This is a genomic window from Bacillus sp. lyk4-R2A-2 (assembly GCF_030209735.1).
Taxonomy (GTDB): Bacteria; Bacillota; Bacilli; order Bacillales; family Bacillaceae; genus Bacillus; species Bacillus pumilus.
In genome coordinates, this window is record NZ_JARVRK010000004.1 from 500,121 (window position 1) to 517,169 (window position 17,049).

Sequence of the window (17,049 nt, forward strand, 5' to 3'; positions counted from 1 at the left end):
GTTTTCGAGCTTAGCTTAATTTTTCTTTAGCAATTTGAATGGCATCATAGACCGATTTTAATTGCTCTTGAGGAATTTTCTTCAGCATTTGGTTAAAAACAAGTAATTCAGTAGAGCTGAATCCAATACCTTTTGCGATTTTTGAATCAATGACAACATTACCTTTTTTGTCTAGAACAAGTGCATCACCAGCAAGGTCAGCAATTCTGATCACTGATTTCAACAGTTTTTCAAATTTAGCTGCTTCTTCTTTTGTAAGACCAAGTTCAACAGCTTTCGCTGCATCAAAAACCAATTTTCCTTTTTCGTTTTTAGTGATGCTTTCACTGAAAACGATTGTCAGAACAGCTGCGCGATCTAAGAATTTCTCAGCAGTCGCCGCTTCTTCTTCAGTTAGTCCGAGCTCAACAGCTTTTTTCACATCAAATGTGTAGTTGTTGTCTTCCTCAACAAATGAGTTGATGAGAATGTTGATGACACGCTCGTTTTTCTCCAATAATTCTTTAATGACTTGCTGCTGCTCGAAAGGAATCCCTTTGAAAGTTGCAGCGCTTGCTTGCCCAGGAGCTACTGTTGTGAAAGTAAGAATAATAGCTAAAGCGAAAAATACAACAGAGCTGAGCGATTTGCTCAAAATCTTCTTCATGCTTCTTTTCTCTCCCTTTTCTGTTAAATTTTGTTGCAAGAACAGCATATCACGAGAAACTTTGTGGAAGAATAGGAAAATTGTAACTTTCTGTTTGATTTTGGAGAACTATAAACGTTATTGTCGAAAGATGGAGAGGTTCAGATGGCTTACTTTTGCTAAGCCTAAATGATATGTTCTGTCTTTATACACGACCTTTCATAGGTGGTTGGTCTTGTTTTTACCCAAAATAAAAGCCTTCTACATATAGAATGTAAAAGGCTTTTGAGAAATTTTATGATTGCACGTTTAATTTTCTTTTTAATGTAAATCCTGTACCCATGAAAATCATGGCAAACACAATACTTAAACAAATACCCAGCACGTTTTTTTCTGCAAGAGTTACCCCAATAAACGCCATACTGACAACCGCAAGTAATGCACATAATAATAGAAGCCATTTGATTTGTTTCATTTGTCTCCATCCCTTTTTTTTAGAGTTAATATAAGTTTACAGAAAAACGATCGGCATTTAAAGGGGATTGTGATATAATATGAAAGTTATCTAATTATTTTAGGAGATGAAAATGTGAAACTTCGAAAAGATCTTCGCAACATCGCAATTATTGCCCACGTTGACCATGGTAAAACGACGCTTGTTGACCAATTGCTCCATCAAGCTGGTACTTTCCGTGCGAATGAAAATATCGCTGAGAGAGCCATGGATTCAAATGATTTAGAGCGAGAGCGCGGTATTACGATTTTAGCTAAAAATACTGCGATCCATTATAAAGATACACGCATTAATATTTTAGATACACCAGGACACGCCGATTTCGGTGGTGAGGTTGAGCGTATCATGAAAATGGTAGATGGTGTACTTCTCGTTGTGGATGCTTATGAAGGCTGTATGCCTCAAACACGCTTTGTGCTGAAAAAAGCACTTGAGCAAAACTTAACACCAATCGTTGTTGTCAACAAAATTGACCGCGACTTTGCTCGTCCGGCTGAAGTAGTCGATGAAGTAATCGACTTGTTCATTGAATTGGATGCAACAGAAGAACAGCTTGAATTCCCAGTTGTCTATGCATCAGCAATCAATGGTACAGCAAGTAACGATGCGAGCAAGCAAGATGAAAACATGGAATCTTTGTTTGAAGCCATTGTTAACCATATCCCTTGCCCAGTTGATAACCATGAAGAGCCGCTTCAATTCCAAGTGGCACTACTTGATTACAATGATTATGTTGGAAGAATTGGGATCGGCCGTGTATTCAGAGGAACAATGCAAGTAGGACAGCAAGTAGCCTTAATGAAAGTTGACGGCAGTGTGAAACAATTCCGTGTGACGAAGATTTTTGGTTTCCAAGGGTTAAAACGAGTGGAAATCAACGAAGCGAAAGCAGGAGATCTTGTTGCTGTTTCTGGAATGGAAGACATCAACGTAGGTGAAACGGTTTGTCCGGTTGAACACCAAGAGGCTTTGCCAATCCTTCGTATTGATGAGCCGACACTTCAAATGACGTTTGTTGTTAACAACAGCCCATTTGCAGGCCGTGAAGGGAAATACGTAACATCACGTAAAATTGAAGAGCGCTTAGAGCAGCAGCTTCAAACAGACGTCAGTCTTCGTGTAGATCCAACTGCTTCACCTGATGCGTGGGTTGTATCTGGACGCGGAGAGCTTCACTTATCCATTCTTATTGAGAATATGAGACGTGAAGGATTTGAATTACAAGTATCGAAGCCAGAAGTTATTGTAAAAGAAGTTGACGGTGTTCGATGTGAGCCTGTTGAACGCGTTCAAATTGATGTACCAGAAGAGCACACTGGCTCTATCATGGAATCAATGGGCGCACGAAAAGGTGAAATGATTGACATGATCAATAATGGTAATGGTCAAGTTCGCCTGATCTTTACAGTGCCTTCACGTGGTTTAATCGGATATACAACTGAATTTCTTTCATTAACTCGTGGTTTTGGTATTTTGAACCATACGTTTGACAGCTACCAGCCAATGCAGTCTGGTCAAGTCGGCGGACGCCGTCAAGGAGTTCTTGTTTCAATGGAAACAGGTAAAGCGACTGCTTACGGAATCCAAGGCGTTGAAGAGCGCGGTGTGATCTTCGTTGAGCCGGGTGTTGAAGTATACCAAGGAATGATTGTTGGTGAGCATAACCGTGAGAACGATCTTGTTGTCAACGTAAGCCGTATGAAACAACAAACAAACGTGCGTTCAGCGACGAAAGATCAAACGGTTAGCATGAAAAAACCACGTATTATGTCACTTGAGGAATCTCTTGAGTACTTGAATGAGGACGAATACTGTGAGGTTACACCTGAATCAATTCGTTTAAGAAAGAAAATTTTAGATAAAAACGAACGTGAGAAATCAGCGAAGAAGAAAAAGCTAGCAGGATTATCTTAATTCCATGAAGAATTAAAGAGATAGAACCCTGAAAGATAAGGGGAGGGAATCTTTTTGAATGATCAGGAAGTAAGTGAAAATCTATCCTTTTTCGCGATGCTGTTTCGTGTCGATGAAAATCCGCAAACAGGGATGTGGCTCCTATATGGCACCATCCTTGTTTTAGCGATTATTGTTTTTAAGCTCGGCTTTGCTAGACGTTTACCGATTTTAAAAGCGCTCGTGATTTACTTGTTTTTGATTTTTGGCTGCACGTTTCTCACATTTCTAGGAATCTTCCTGCCAGTAGCGGAAGGCCTAGTTGTGGCAGCTGCCATTTTGATTATTTATAAAATACGGCTGCATCGTGCGAAAAAAGAAGGAACAGTGAATACGTAAAAAAAGACCTGAACATGTGTCAGGTCTTTTTTTATGTCTTTTGTTCTTTTTTTCCTTTTTTCTTCTTTTTCTCTTTCGTCGCAGGATCTTGATAAAGAGAGAATCTGCCAGTCTTGATGCGTGCTTCTGTCTTTACTTTAATACGTTCCTGACAGTCATCGCACATATATGTATGAATCGGTCGATTTCTTAACCGCTTAGCAACGAGTGTATCATCATCAATGGTTTCAAGCTTCTCACATATTGAGCACTTCACTCTCATCCTTTTCACCTCACTTATTGCATTTATTATAGCATGTTTTCCAGCTACTTAAAATCAGCGTAGAAAACGGCTTATATCACAGGAGATATAAGCCGTTCTCTTTATTTCTTCTGATTCATATGATGGTTTGATTGATCGTTTTGATGTTCGTCTAACTGCTTTTGATCATTTTGTTTGAGCTGATCATTCGGCTCATTTGTCGGATCTGTTTCGTGGCGATCAATTTCATTTCTCGGCATCTCTGGCATCACGCGGCCGACAATGGCGGCTAGTTCATCCATAATCCCACTGACAGGGCGGCCTGCTTGTATTTCTTTGCCCATTTCTTTTAACCGGCTGACTGTATCCGGATCAGCGACCACAACAGCATTCGCACCTTCTGGATCATTTTTCAGTGCTTTTGCAACTGAATATTTAATGTTTTCTACTTTGCTTCTATCTAAATCATCTTTTACATCAATACCAACAACAGCATAGCGGCCGATGACGATCGCCGTTGCATCATTGACATCTGCTACGTGCTCTGTCACTTTGACAAGATGCTGCGCAACATCTGTAGATGACCGGGCTTGATTGGTCTTTTTCTTCGTTGAGTCTGACACCCGTACTACGTGCTGGCGTCCATCTTGCTTGTCTAGTGCCTCTGGCTTTTCCTGCTGCTGACAAGCGCCCAACAGAATGATGGCTTGAATCATGAATAATGTCAAAAATAGTCGCATCTGTATTCCCTCCTTCACAAACTGCATGATTTATTTTATTGTTGAATTAACCTTCTAACTTTATTCATGAAAACATATATTTTAACAATCGTTTTGGGAAAGACAAGGATGAATGAAACCCCGATCAGGAGGCGAAGGACCTGAGTAAAATTTATGTATTAGACACAAATGTGTTATTACAGGATCCGAATTCAATCTTTTCATTTGAAGACAACGAGGTCGTCATACCAGCCGTTGTGTTAGAAGAAGTAGACTCAAAAAAGAGATATATGGACGAGGTTGGACAAAATGCCCGGCGCGTCTCACGCCTAATCGACGGTTTAAGATCGAAAGGGAAACTGCATGAAAAAATTACACTAGAGTCAAAAGGGACGCTACGCATTGAACTGAATCACCGCTCTTTTCATGAGCTTCAAGAAATTTTTATTGAAAAAACGAACGATAATCGAATTTTGGCAGTCGCGAAAAATTTAAGCTTAGAGGAAGAAACAAAGCCTCATGGCAGACCTGTTATTTTGGTCAGCAAGGATGTGTTAGTGCGGGTAAAGGCGGATGCTATAGGGCTTCAAGCAGAAGACTTCTTAAGTGACCGTGTTTTGCAAAATGAGGACATCGATAATGGCTATCATGAGCTCTACATTCCGACTGAGCAATTGAATACATTTTATAAGCAAAATCAATTACCAATAAAAGAGGTCACAAGCGCACCATTCAACCCTCATCAATTTGTCATCATGAAGGGAAATGAAGGTGGTTCTGCTTTAGGAATGCTTGATCAAAAGGCAGAGCATGTAAAACGTCTCGTTTATGATCAAGAGCATATTTGGGGAATCCGTCCAAAGAATGTCCAGCAGACGATGGCACTCGAGCTGCTTTTGCGCCGTGACATTCCGCTCGTGACACTGATTGGAAAAGCGGGGACTGGTAAAACATTGCTTGCACTTGCTGCCGGATTAATGCAGACAGAGGACCTCGGTATGTTTAAAAAGTTGATCGTGGCGCGCTCCATCGTGCCTGTCGGGAAAGATATAGGATATTTGCCTGGAGAAAAGGAAGAAAAGCTCAGACCATGGATGCAGCCGATCTATGACAACCTAGAGTTTTTATTTAATACAAAAAAGCCGGGCGAGCTTGATGCGATTTTGGCGGGAATTGGATCTATTCAAGTCGAAGCATTGACGTATATTCGGGGAAGAAGTATACCTGATCAATTTATTATCATTGATGAGGCGCAGAATTTAACAAAGCACGAGGTGAAAACATTATTAACGCGAGTCGGAGAGGGAAGTAAAATTGTGCTCATGGGAGATCCAGAGCAGATTGATCACCCTTATTTAGACAGCTTAAATAATGGGCTTACGTATGTGATTGAACGGTTCAAAGGGCAGCAAATATCTGGACATGTCAAGCTTGTCAAAGGAGAAAGGTCTGGACTTGCACAGCTTGCCGCTGATTTGCTATAGTCCAGACCCTCTGTTCTTATGTAATGATCAGCTCTTTGACACCTTTTATCGGCTGAGTGAGGTTGGACTGATCCGCGAAATAGACGTGGATGGGTCCTTCTTCTGTGATTGGCTTACCATGTTGGCTGAAATGAGCAATGCTTTCCATTGCCTGAGAAAGCGGCACAGCAATTGTACCTGTCTCTGTGACAAATTCGCATGTATCCGCATGTTCAAGCGGCTCAGCATTTTTTAGCATATCGCCAAGCTTCATCCCGAAGCTGCCTGTGACGAGTCTTTCCTTTTCGTACTTCTTCTCTGTTTTTAACGTAGGTGGAAGAGTTTGACCTTCTCTTATAACTCGCTCTTGGTCAAGCTCCTGGTCTAGCTGTTTCTCTTCACTTGCTGCATTTTTTTCAAAGAATGAATCCATTAAAAATTTGCGGTCATCAAAAATCCATACACTTGGATCAATGGTGATCTTGTACTGTACGTTCCCCTTGATTTGAATGATACTCATGTTCAAGACAACCCCTTTCCAACATAAATTATAGAAGTTTTCTCCCGCTTTGTCACTTTCATAAACATGCTGCACCTTGTACACACTAATCATACATGAAAGATAGGGAGTGTATGAGCATGGCATGTCGCGACAATGAAGAGCTTCAGCGATTTGTAGAAGAAGCAAAAAAAGTGGCCAAAGATGGTCAAGTAGCATCCTATATCCCCGCTCTCGGCAAAGCGGATCAGACGGATTTATCTGTGGCAGTGTATCATGTGAGTAATACGTGCCACTCAGCTGGAGATGTAGATAAACGATTTACCCTTCAAAGCATTTCAAAAGTATTAGCACTGGCGCTTGTGCTCTCAGAAGAAGGGCCAAAAAAAGTCTTTCAATTTGTTGGACAAGAACCAACAGGTGACCCGTTTAATTCAATGATCAAACTGGAAACAGCGAGTCCGAATAAACCGCTGAATCCAATGATTAATGCAGGGGCGCTCGCAGTCACGAGTTTAATCAGAGGAGCGACTCCGCAAGATCAGCTGGGCCGGTTGCTTGGCTTCATTAGAGAGCTTGCAAATGACAAAAGCATTACATACTGCAAGGAAACAGCAGCCTCCGAATTTGAGACATCCATGATTAACCGGGCGATGTGCTATTATATGAAGCAATATCATATTATTAGAGGGAACGTAGAGGAAGTCATGGACGTCTATACGAAACAATGTGCCATCATGATGAGCAGCTTGGATTTGGCGAAAATTGCTTGTGTTTTTTCATTAGACGGCAGACATCCAGAAACGGGGAAGCAAATTCTTTCGAAAGATGTCGCTAGAATTTGTAAAACCTTTATGGTGACGTGCGGCATGTACAATGCGAGCGGAGAATTTGCCATTAACATCGGAATTCCTGCAAAAAGCGGTGTCTCAGGCGGGATTATGGGAGCTGCACCATATGATTTTGGAATCGGTATCTTCGGTCCGGCTCTGGATGAAAAAGGGAATAGTATTGCTGGGATTAAGCTGCTTGAGCTGATGAGTGAAAAATACGAGATGAGTATCTTTTAATGAAGGAGGGCTTCTTTTTATTTTTACAAAGCGAACTGTACAAATCTGCTTGCAATTTTGGGCGTTTCGCTTTATGATAAATAGAAGAATTAGGTACTCGCCTGGGGAACGGAGGGATACTTTTGGCGTCAGAAATTTTAGTCGATCATCGGCAAAAAGCACTGTCTTTATTAAAATTGGATGCAGATAAAATTTTAAAATTGATCCAAGTGCAAATGGACAACTTAACGATGCCGCAATGTCCTCTTTATGAAGAGGTTTTAGATACTCAAATGTTCGGATTATCGAGAGAAATTGATTTTGCTGTCCGGCTTGGATTAGTTGATCAACATGAAGGTAAGAAACTACTCGATAAACTTGAGAGAGAGCTTTCCGCACTTCATGATGCGTTCACAAAAAAATAAAGATTGAAAACTCAAACTTCCTTAACATAAGTTTGAGTTTTTTTGTCCTCTATTTTCTTTTCATTGTTTCATGTCAAACGGACTTGATTCTTTCACGAATGACGAACAATATAAAAGAGGTAAAACGAGATCAAACAGAGAAAATGTAGTAGAATAAAAACAGCTAAGAGGATATCAAGCAGTAGAAACAGACGTTAGGAAGAGGATTATATGTTAAAGAGAATGCTAAAATCGTATGACTACTCATTATTGTTCGCCATTATTTTAATTAGCGCATTCGGTTTGGTCATGGTGTATAGCTCAAGTATGATTACATCTGTGATTAGATACGATGCCGCGCCAGATAATTTTTTTAAGAAACAGCTTTTATTTATGATCGTTGGAGCGGTCATCTTGCTCTTTACAGCATTAGTTCCATATCAGCTGTTTTCAAATAAGAAATTTCAAATCGGTATGCTGCTGCTATCCGTTTTTTCCCTCATCTATGTGTACTTTGGCGGTCATATTGCAGGGAACGCAAGAAGCTGGATTAAAGTAGGCCCATTCAGTCTTCAGCCTGCGGAATTTGTGAAGATAGTCGTTATTATCTATCTTGCTGCTGTGTATGCAAAAAAGCAGCATTATATTGATCATATTTTACGAGGAGTCACACCTCCAATCGTGATTGTTTCGATCTTATGCGGATTTATCATTTTGCAGCCAGACTATGGGACAGCCTTTATCATTGGCATGATTGCTCTTGCGATGATTTTATGCTCAGGGTTTAGCGGGAAAACACTTGCGAAGCTGCTGGCGTTATTTAGTGCCGTGATGGTCATCGTAACCCCATTTATTATTCTGTTCTGGGATAAAATATTCACGCAAAATCGCCTTGGGCGTTTTGAGAGTTTCCAAGATCCCTTTAAAGATGCAGGGGATACTGGACATCAATTGATTAATTCCTATTACGCCATTGGATCAGGCGGCTTTTTTGGACTGGGTCTAGGAGAAAGCGTTCAAAAGTACGGGTATCTTCCAGAGCCGCACACAGATTTTATCATGGCAATCATTTCAGAAGAGCTTGGCTTTTTCGGCGTATTTTTTGTACTCGCTCTCCTTGGCTTCATCGTCGTGAAAGGTTTTTATATTGCAAGAAAGTGTGAAGATCCATTTGGAAGTTTGCTTGCAATAGGAATTTCCTCCATGATTGCGATCCAAACATGCATTAATTTAGGCGGTGTTTCAGGTCTGATTCCGATTACTGGGGTCACTCTTCCGTTTATTAGCTACGGGGGATCGTCCATCATTTTACTGAGCGGTTGTATGGGAATATTGCTGAATATCAGCATGTTTACTGAATATAAAGAGCGTTACAAAAAGAAAAAATCAATGAGCAAGCCATCAGTTCAAAAAAATGGATTGCAGAAAACTTTGAATCTTTAGAAAACAAAAGTGTACAGTTTTCATTTCTTCCTTTATTATAGAGTACATATAAAATTTTAAGGGATATGGAGGAGTGAGAAATGTCACAGAGAACAATTCAAAAGGTTCTAGTTGCAAACAGAGGGGAAATTGCTATCAGAGTCTTCAGGGCCTGTACGGAGCTCAATTTACGTACAGTAGCCATTTATTCCAAAGAAGACTCGGGCTCTTATCATCGCTATAAAGCCGATGAAGCATATCTAGTTGGAGAAGGGAAAAAGCCGATTGATGCCTACCTTGATATCGAGGGGATCATCGAAATTGCAAAACGAAATGACGTGGATGCGATTCATCCAGGATACGGATTTTTATCTGAAAACATTCATTTTGCAAGACGATGCGAAGAGGAAGGCATTCAATTTATCGGCCCAACTTCTCAACATTTAGATATGTTTGGAGATAAAGTAAAGGCAAGAGAAGAAGCGAAAAAAGCTGGAATTCCAGTCATTCCAGGAAGTGACGGACCAGTTGACTCGGCCGAAGAAGTCGAAAAATTCGGTGAAGAATACGGTTACCCATTTATTATTAAAGCTTCACTAGGCGGCGGCGGCCGGGGTATGCGGATTGTCAGAACGAAAGAGGAGCTGAAGGAAGCCTATGACCGTGCGAAGTCAGAGGCAAAAGCGGCTTTTGGAAATGACGAAGTATACGTTGAAAAACTGATTGAAAATCCGAAACACATTGAGGTGCAGGTGATTGGTGACAATCACGGCAATATCATTCATTTATATGAGCGTGACTGCTCTGTTCAAAGGCGGCATCAAAAAGTTATTGAAGTGGCGCCAAGTGTGTCTCTTACAGATCAACTGCGTGAAGACATTTGCGAAGCGGCTGTTCAGCTGGCTCGGAATGTATCATATATCAATGCAGGAACTGTAGAATTCCTTGTTGCAAATGGAGAGTTTTACTTTATTGAAGTCAATCCAAGGGTACAGGTAGAACACACGATCACTGAAATGATCACTGGTGTCGATATCGTCCAAACCCAAATTCTTGTCGCAAAGGGCTATGACCTTCACAGCAAGGAAGTCGGTATACCAAAGCAAGAAGATATTTTCACACATGGTTTTGCCATTCAATCAAGGGTTACAACAGAAGATCCTTTAAATGATTTTATGCCAGACACAGGGAAAATTATGGCCTACCGTTCAGGCGGGGGATTTGGTGTACGACTTGATACAGGGAACAGCTTTCAAGGTGCAGTCATTACACCTTATTACGATTCACTATTGGTCAAGCTGTCCACATGGGCGCTCACATTTGACCAAGCGGCTGCTAAAATGGTTCGAAACTTACAGGAATTCAGGATTCGCGGAATTAAAACAAACATTCCGTTTCTTGAAAACGTGGCAAAGCATGAGAAGTTTCTAAAAGGGGAATACGATACGTCGTTTATCGATTCAACGCCAGAGCTATTTAATTTCCCTAAACAAAAAGACCGTGGAACGAAGATGCTGACTTATATTGGTAACGTGACCATTAATGGATTCCCTGGTATTGCGGAGAAAAAGAAGCCTCATTTTGATAAGCCTGTTGTACCGAAGCTTCCTCTCAAGCAAGAGATGCCATCTGGGGCTAAACAATTGTTAGATGCGCATGGACCTGAGGGCCTTGCCAATTGGGTGAAAGAACAAAAGAGCGTCCTTTTAACAGATACAACCTTTAGGGACGCGCATCAGTCTCTGCTTGCGACCCGCTTCAGAACTCATGATTTAAAGAAAGTAGCCCAGCCGACAGCAGGTTTATGGCCAGAGCTGTTTAGTATGGAAATGTGGGGCGGTGCTACATTTGATGTTGCGTACCGTTTCTTAAAAGAAGATCCTTGGCAGCGATTAAAAGAGCTTCGCCAAGAAGTGCCAAACACGTTGTTCCAAATGCTTTTAAGATCATCAAACGCTGTCGGATATACAAACTATGCGGATAATGTGATTAAAGCATTTGTAAAGGAATCTGCCGAGGCAGGCATTGACGTGTTCCGTATTTTCGATAGCTTAAACTGGGTCAAAGGCATGACACTTGCCATTGATTCTGTTCGTGAATCAGGCAAAGTGGCAGAGGCAGCCATTTGTTATACGGGGGACATTCTCGATCCATCTCGTCCGAAATATGATCTTAAGTACTATGTATCTCTTGCGAAAGAGCTTGAATCTGCCGGTGCACATATTTTAGGTATTAAAGATATGGCGGGATTATTAAAGCCGCAGGCAGCTTATGAGTTAGTCTCTGCTTTAAAAGATGAACTCACAATCCCTATCCATCTTCATACACATGACACGAGTGGAAATGGACTGTTCACCTATGCAAGGGCAATTGATGCAGGTGTTGATATTGTCGATATGGCCGTCAGCTCTATGGCAGGACTCACATCGCAGCCAAGCGCAAGCTCACTGTACTATGCTTTAGATGGGCATGAAAGAAAGCCAGACATGAACGTCCAATCTGTCGAACACCTTTCTCAATACTGGGATTCTGTTAGAAAATACTACCGTGAATTCGAAAGTGGCATGAATTCACCTCATACAGAAATTTATGAGCATGAAATGCCTGGCGGACAGTATAGTAACTTGCAGCAACAGGCGAAAGGTGTCGGACTTGGCGACCGCTGGAACGAAGTAAAAGAAATGTACAGACGTGTGAATGACATGTTTGGTGATATTGTGAAGGTGACACCTTCCTCTAAAGTAGTCGGAGACATGGCACTTTATATGGTGCAAAATGATTTAACAGAGGAAGATGTCTATGAAAAAGGAGCAACTTTAGACTTCCCTGATTCTGTTGTGGAGCTATTTAAAGGCTATTTAGGCCAGCCGCATGGCGGGTTCCCTGAAAAATTGCAAAAGCTGATTTTAAAAGGAGAAGAACCGCTCACTGTTAGACCTGGTGAAAAGCTGAAGCCAGTTGACTTTGAAGCTATTCAGCAGCAGTTCAAAGAATCTCATGACCTGACGCTGACAGAGCAAGACGCGATTGCGTATGCCTTATATCCAAAAGTCTTTTCTGAATTTGCCCAAACAGCAGAAAGCTACGGAGACATCTCTGTTCTTGACACACCAACGTTCTTCTACGGGATGAGGCTTGGTGAAGAGATTGAGGTAGAAATCGAAAAAGGAAAAACCCTCATTGTTAAACTCGTGTCAATTGGAGAACCGAATCCAGATGCCACAAGAGTTCTTTACTTTGAGCTAAATGGACAGCCGCGTGAAGTCGTGATTAAGGATGAAAGCATCAAATCATCCGTTCAAGAAAAAATGAAGGCGGACCGTTCAAATCCAAATCACATTGCCGCATCAATGCCAGGCACTGTCATCAAAGTGCTCGTGGAAAAAGGACAGAAAATCTCGCAAGGTGAGCATTTGATGATCAATGAAGCCATGAAAATGGAGACGACTGTACAAGCCCCATTCACTGCGGTCGTAGATGAAATACATGTGACAAATGGAGAACCGATTCAAACCGGAGATCTGCTGATTGTTTTAAAGCCTGAATAATAAGTGAGACACATCCATCGTGATGTGTTTCAGCGTGTAGACAAACCCTCGCATTCTTTGTCAGGTCTGCGCTTCGGTGCTCACGAATGTCAAATTCGCTCCGCTCCGGTGCTCGCCCTTCCTAGACTGCAAAGGTTTTCTATCACGCTGAAAAGAAGACAAAGGGCTAAAATAAAAATCATTTTAGCCCTTTGTCTACAATCTGAGACACATCCATCGTGATGTGTCTTTTTTTGAGCGCATTAAAATGTGCAGCAGCCTGCGAGAGTGATTACACTATAGAGTGAGGTGAAGAAAGTTGGAAATTGTCGTGATTTGGTTTCGCCGAGATATGCGATTGGATGATCATATCGCCTTGTCAAAAGCGATCACTTATGCAAAAAAACACGAGTACAAATTATTGGCTCTTTATCATCTAGATCCATTCTTTACTGAAATGGAAATGGATATAAATAACGAACATTTCTTTCAAAACTTGGCGCATTTCGTTAAGGAAGCGAGAGAATCTCAAGTGTATGTTCACCTTCTCCATGATGATGTCCTGCGCGCCTTTCAGCAGGTCATGGAAGTGTATGACATCAAAGCCGTCTTTTTTAACGAAGATGAGGTGGGTATCGGTCAAAGGCGTGACAAGCAAGTAACCGATTTTTTAGAAAAGAAGGGCATTCATGTGTCAACATGGCAAGATACACACCTTCACGGGGCGCGAGATATTTTAAAAGCAGATGGGTCACATTATCAAGTGTTTACCCCATACTATCAATCATGGCGTAAGCAAGAAAAGCAGCCTGTGATAAAAGTTGACAAATCATTTTTTAGCAGCGAGCATACGATTTGTGATGAGCCACTTTCGCAAAAAGGAAATGATAAACTGCGAGAATTGATAAAGGGCTGCTCAAGGAAGTTTGATCAAATCGGCTCAGACAAAGCGATGAACACGCTTCATCAATTTATTCAAAAAAGATTAACGCGTTACCATGAGAAACGAGATATTCCGTCTGTTTTTGGAACGAGCAAGCTGTCGCGGTTCTTAAAAACAGGCACTATTTCGATTCGAACAATCTTTCATGCGATATATGAAGAAGCACTCTATGAAGACGAGGGCAGAGAGACTTTTATCAAAGAGCTGGCATGGCGTGATTTTTATCATATGATTTATGCGCATTATCCTGAGATGAAAGAAAAAGAAATCAATTCGGCGTTTCAAGGAATGGAATGGAATGAAGATGAGACGCTGTTTGAAGCTTGGTGTAAAGGAGAAACAGGCTTTCCGCTCGTTGATGCAGGGATGAGACAGTTAAATGAGGAGGGCTGGATGCATAACCGCTTGCGGATGGTTACAGCTTCATTTTTAACAAAGGATTATTTGATTGATTGGAGAAAGGGCGAATCGTATTTTGCAAAAAAACTTGTGGATTATGATGAGGCGTCAAATATCGGAGGATTTCAATGGGCAGCCTCCGTCGGAACAGATGCGGTGCCGTACTTCCGTATTTTCAACCCGACCACTCAGTCAAAGCGATTTGATCCGAGCGGGGAATTGATTAGAAAATATGTACCAGAGCTAGAGCGTGTCGATGAAAAATGGATTCATGAACCAAGTAAAATGCCGATTGATGAGCAATTGAAATCGGGCTGTGTGCTAGGTGATACATACCCGCTGCCGGCAGTTGACCACCAGGAAAGACGCAAAAAAGCCATTTCGCTATTTGAAGAAGCAAAACAACAATAAAACAAATCCCCCATTCCGCAAGAAAGGGGGATACAAATTCTTATTTGAATGGTTCTTTGCTTTCATATTTAAACCGGGCAATGAGTAGGCAGAAGTAACAGAGTACTCCAAACAAACAGGAAATAAAGAATGAATGAGCCAGCGCATAACCTAGTGCGAGCTGAGAATACACAGACATCACACCTGAAATCGCTTGAAGTGTAATGAGAATGGCTGAAATGATCCATCCATAATACAGCTGCTTCTGTTCTTTATAATGTTTCATGGCATGAAACATCGCAACAAATATCCAGACGAATAAAAGAAGTGCTGCTGCTCGGTGAGACATTTGCACCCACTGATTAAAGTATGCTGGAAGTGCACCGTCTTTTGAACAAAACGGGAAAACAGAGCAAGCAAGGCTTGACTTTGTATGCCTCACATAAGCACCCGTGTACACCACGATATACGTATAGGTGATCAAACCATAAATATGAAACTGCATTTTTTTGCCGATATGAAGCGGCTTCACAAGCTTTGTTTCAGATCGGGTTGCCTCAAATACAAGAAGCGCAAGCAATAACACTGAAGCAAAAGAAATGAGTGAAATACCGAAGTGCAGTGCCATGACAAGTGCGTTGGAACCAAACACGACGGCAAGAGCCCCTAACAGCGCTTGTAGCAGTAAGAATATAATCGACATGATGACCAAAAATTTGGTTTCACGAAATACTGGACTAATCTTTTTCCAGCATAAGACCGCCAGTGCCAAGACAAGAATGGTTGAAACCCCTGTTGACATGCGGTGACTCCATTCGATGATGGAAGCAGGGTTCATTTCAGGGAAGAAACGACCGTGACAAAGGGGCCACTGCCTGCCGCAGCCAAGACCCGAGCCGGTTTTCGTCACAAGCGCACCGCCAATCAAAACGATCAGCATCACAAATGTTGTGATCACGCTCAATAACCTTAAAGCAAATTTCATCAAATTATTTCACCTTCTCTAAAAAACTTCTGATCTAATTGAAAAACCTCACATGCTCTCAAGTTTAAGCCAAATGCGTGTTCTGTTGCAATTCATAATGACCAAAGTTCACAAAAAAATGATATGTTAGTTCACAAAGTTTACAGATTTAGAGTGCTTGATCTTTCTTTCACAGTCTGATAGAAATAGAGGAGAGAATATTTCATTTTGCACCGCCTTCTGAAACACAGATAAATCCTAATAAATTCACTAAAAGTTCACAAATAACTTCGAGATTGTCGTTTATTATTTAATAGGATGTTTTTTTACAGCTGTTTATCTTGTATGATAGAGTTGTAACGAATTTACGTTTCATTGTTTGTTTGAAGGTTTGGGCAAGGGAGGTTATACACATTGGCAAATTCCAAAACAGCCGCGGAAGCAGCTATTCATGGACAAATAGAAGAAACAACAGCTTGGAAAGATTTTCTTGCTCTGATTAAAATGGGCATCGTCAATTCCAACTTCATTACAACATTTACTGGAATGTGGCTTGCTTTTTATTTTACAGGGATGAGTTTCCTTGGGAATCTTGATATTGTGCTGTTAACAATGATTGGTTCTTCTCTTATTATTGCCGGTTCATGCGCCATTAATAATGCGTTTGACCGTGATATTGATATATTAATGGAAAGAACAAAAACAAGACCGACGGTTACAGGTAAGATTCAGCCGGGGCAAGCGTATGCATTTGGTATTTTGCTTGTTGTACTTGGACTCATCATGCTTCTGATGACAACTATCACATCAGCAGTGATTGGATTTATCGGAGTCTTTACTTATGCGGTTCTTTACACCATGTGGTCTAAACGCCATTACACCATTAATACCGTTATTGGAAGTGTATCTGGTGCGGTGCCGCCATTAATCGGCTGGACAGCTGTCACAGGTACAATCGACACAACGGCTTGGGTTTTGTTTATGATTATGTTCATTTGGCAAATCCCGCACTTCCTGTCACTTGCGATTAAGAAAACGGAAGATTACCGTAAGGCAGGTATTCCAATGCTGCCAGTCGTTTATGGCTTTGAAGTCACGAAGCGCCAAATCATCATTTGGACAGCATGTCTTCTCCCGCTTCCATTTTTCTTAGGTGGATTAGGATGGCCGATTGTCGCACTTGGCACATTGCTGAATATTGGATGGCTCGTCATTGGCCTTATGGGCTTTAAAATGAAAGACGTCATGAAGTGGTCAACGCTCATGTTCGTTTATTCATTAAACTACTTAACCATCTTTTTCGTCGCGATGATTATTATTACACTATTCTAGAGTAAAATACACTTTGATCACATCAAAACAAGGCTATATCTTATAACACAACATTTTCTAACAACTATGAAAGCCGCCTGATATTCAGTTCTATTTAGGCGGCTTTCTGTTTATACATAGATGGTATTTTGAGTAAAAACATCATTTTTTTATGAAAACAGGAAATGTAAGTGCTTTTATAAGAGGCGGGGGTTATGGATGGGTGAAAAGTGATTTTATAAATAAGAGGTAAAAAGCGAAAGGCAAAGGAGATCAAGCTAAAGGGG

At 41.2% G+C, this 17,049-nt stretch carries 15 protein-coding genes; 9 read left to right on the forward strand and 6 right to left on the reverse strand.

Annotated features, from left to right (window positions below):
- Positions 1-10: 10 nt before the first annotated feature.
- Positions 11-646, reverse strand: a complete 636-nt coding sequence (locus tag QRN39_RS05360) for a hypothetical protein (protein ID WP_044142020.1) — start codon at positions 644-646, stop codon at positions 11-13.
- Positions 647-920: 274 nt separating this feature from the next.
- Positions 921-1,100, reverse strand: a complete 180-nt coding sequence (locus tag QRN39_RS05365; RefSeq protein ID WP_003211596.1) for a DUF5325 family protein — start codon at positions 1,098-1,100, stop codon at positions 921-923.
- Between the two features lie 114 nt (positions 1,101-1,214).
- Here QRN39_RS05365 and typA point away from each other — a divergent pair, with 114 nt between their 5' ends.
- Positions 1,215-3,053, forward strand: a complete 1,839-nt coding sequence (typA, locus tag QRN39_RS05370) for a translational GTPase TypA (RefSeq protein WP_003212439.1) — start codon at positions 1,215-1,217, stop codon at positions 3,051-3,053.
- A 96-nt stretch (positions 3,054-3,149) separates the two neighbouring features.
- Positions 3,150-3,431 carry a YlaH-like family protein gene (locus QRN39_RS05375; RefSeq protein ID WP_044334035.1) on the forward strand — a complete coding sequence of 94 codons (282 nt, stop codon included), beginning with the start codon at positions 3,150-3,152 and terminating at the stop codon, positions 3,429-3,431.
- Between the two features lie 31 nt (positions 3,432-3,462).
- Here the strand turns inward: QRN39_RS05375 and QRN39_RS05380 are convergent, their stop codons facing one another.
- Complete coding sequence (locus QRN39_RS05380) at positions 3,463-3,693, reverse strand: YlaI family protein (RefSeq protein WP_003210787.1); 231 nt, start codon at positions 3,691-3,693, stop codon at positions 3,463-3,465.
- Between the two features lie 101 nt (positions 3,694-3,794).
- The gene (locus QRN39_RS05385; RefSeq protein WP_050945115.1) at positions 3,795-4,412 is read right to left on the reverse strand and encodes a YhcN/YlaJ family sporulation lipoprotein; all 618 of its coding nucleotides are present in this window, start codon (positions 4,410-4,412) and stop codon (positions 3,795-3,797) included.
- 140 nt (positions 4,413-4,552) lie between these two features.
- Between QRN39_RS05385 and QRN39_RS05390 the strand changes: the two genes are divergently transcribed.
- Positions 4,553-5,875, forward strand: coding sequence for a PhoH family protein (locus tag QRN39_RS05390; protein ID WP_034619937.1), 1,323 nt, complete (start codon positions 4,553-4,555; stop codon positions 5,873-5,875).
- Between the two features lie 16 nt (positions 5,876-5,891).
- Here the strand turns inward: QRN39_RS05390 and QRN39_RS05395 are convergent, their stop codons facing one another.
- Complete coding sequence (locus QRN39_RS05395; RefSeq protein WP_050945113.1) at positions 5,892-6,374, reverse strand: hypothetical protein; 483 nt, start codon at positions 6,372-6,374, stop codon at positions 5,892-5,894.
- A gap of 119 nt (positions 6,375-6,493) precedes the next feature.
- Between QRN39_RS05395 and glsA the strand changes: the two genes are divergently transcribed.
- The 5 genes from glsA to QRN39_RS05420 all read left to right on the forward strand — a co-directional run bounded on the left by glsA (position 6,494) and on the right by QRN39_RS05420 (position 14,508).
- Positions 6,494-7,423, forward strand: a complete 930-nt coding sequence (glsA, locus tag QRN39_RS05400; RefSeq protein WP_284906377.1) for a glutaminase A — start codon at positions 6,494-6,496, stop codon at positions 7,421-7,423.
- Positions 7,424-7,545: 122 nt separating this feature from the next.
- On the forward strand, positions 7,546-7,827 hold the full coding sequence (locus QRN39_RS05405) for an Fpa/YlaN family protein (protein WP_034318078.1): 282 nt from the start codon (positions 7,546-7,548) through the stop codon (positions 7,825-7,827).
- Positions 7,828-8,037: 210 nt separating this feature from the next.
- Complete coding sequence (ftsW, locus tag QRN39_RS05410) at positions 8,038-9,249, forward strand: putative lipid II flippase FtsW (RefSeq protein WP_044142014.1); 1,212 nt, start codon at positions 8,038-8,040, stop codon at positions 9,247-9,249.
- 80 nt (positions 9,250-9,329) lie between these two features.
- Positions 9,330-12,776: a pyruvate carboxylase gene (pyc, locus tag QRN39_RS05415; protein ID WP_284906381.1), complete on the forward strand. Its 3,447-nt coding sequence runs from the start codon at positions 9,330-9,332 to the stop codon at positions 12,774-12,776.
- A 298-nt stretch (positions 12,777-13,074) separates the two neighbouring features.
- Positions 13,075-14,508 carry a cryptochrome/photolyase family protein gene (locus tag QRN39_RS05420; RefSeq protein ID WP_284906383.1) on the forward strand — a complete coding sequence of 478 codons (1,434 nt, stop codon included), beginning with the start codon at positions 13,075-13,077 and terminating at the stop codon, positions 14,506-14,508.
- 40 nt (positions 14,509-14,548) lie between these two features.
- Here the strand turns inward: QRN39_RS05420 and QRN39_RS05425 are convergent, their stop codons facing one another.
- Positions 14,549-15,472: a COX15/CtaA family protein gene (locus QRN39_RS05425; RefSeq protein WP_003210766.1), complete on the reverse strand. Its 924-nt coding sequence runs from the start codon at positions 15,470-15,472 to the stop codon at positions 14,549-14,551.
- Positions 15,473-15,865: 393 nt separating this feature from the next.
- Between QRN39_RS05425 and cyoE the strand changes: the two genes are divergently transcribed.
- The gene (gene cyoE / locus QRN39_RS05430; protein WP_003211774.1) at positions 15,866-16,783 is read left to right on the forward strand and encodes a heme o synthase; all 918 of its coding nucleotides are present in this window, start codon (positions 15,866-15,868) and stop codon (positions 16,781-16,783) included.
- Positions 16,784-17,049: the final 266 nt, after the last annotated feature.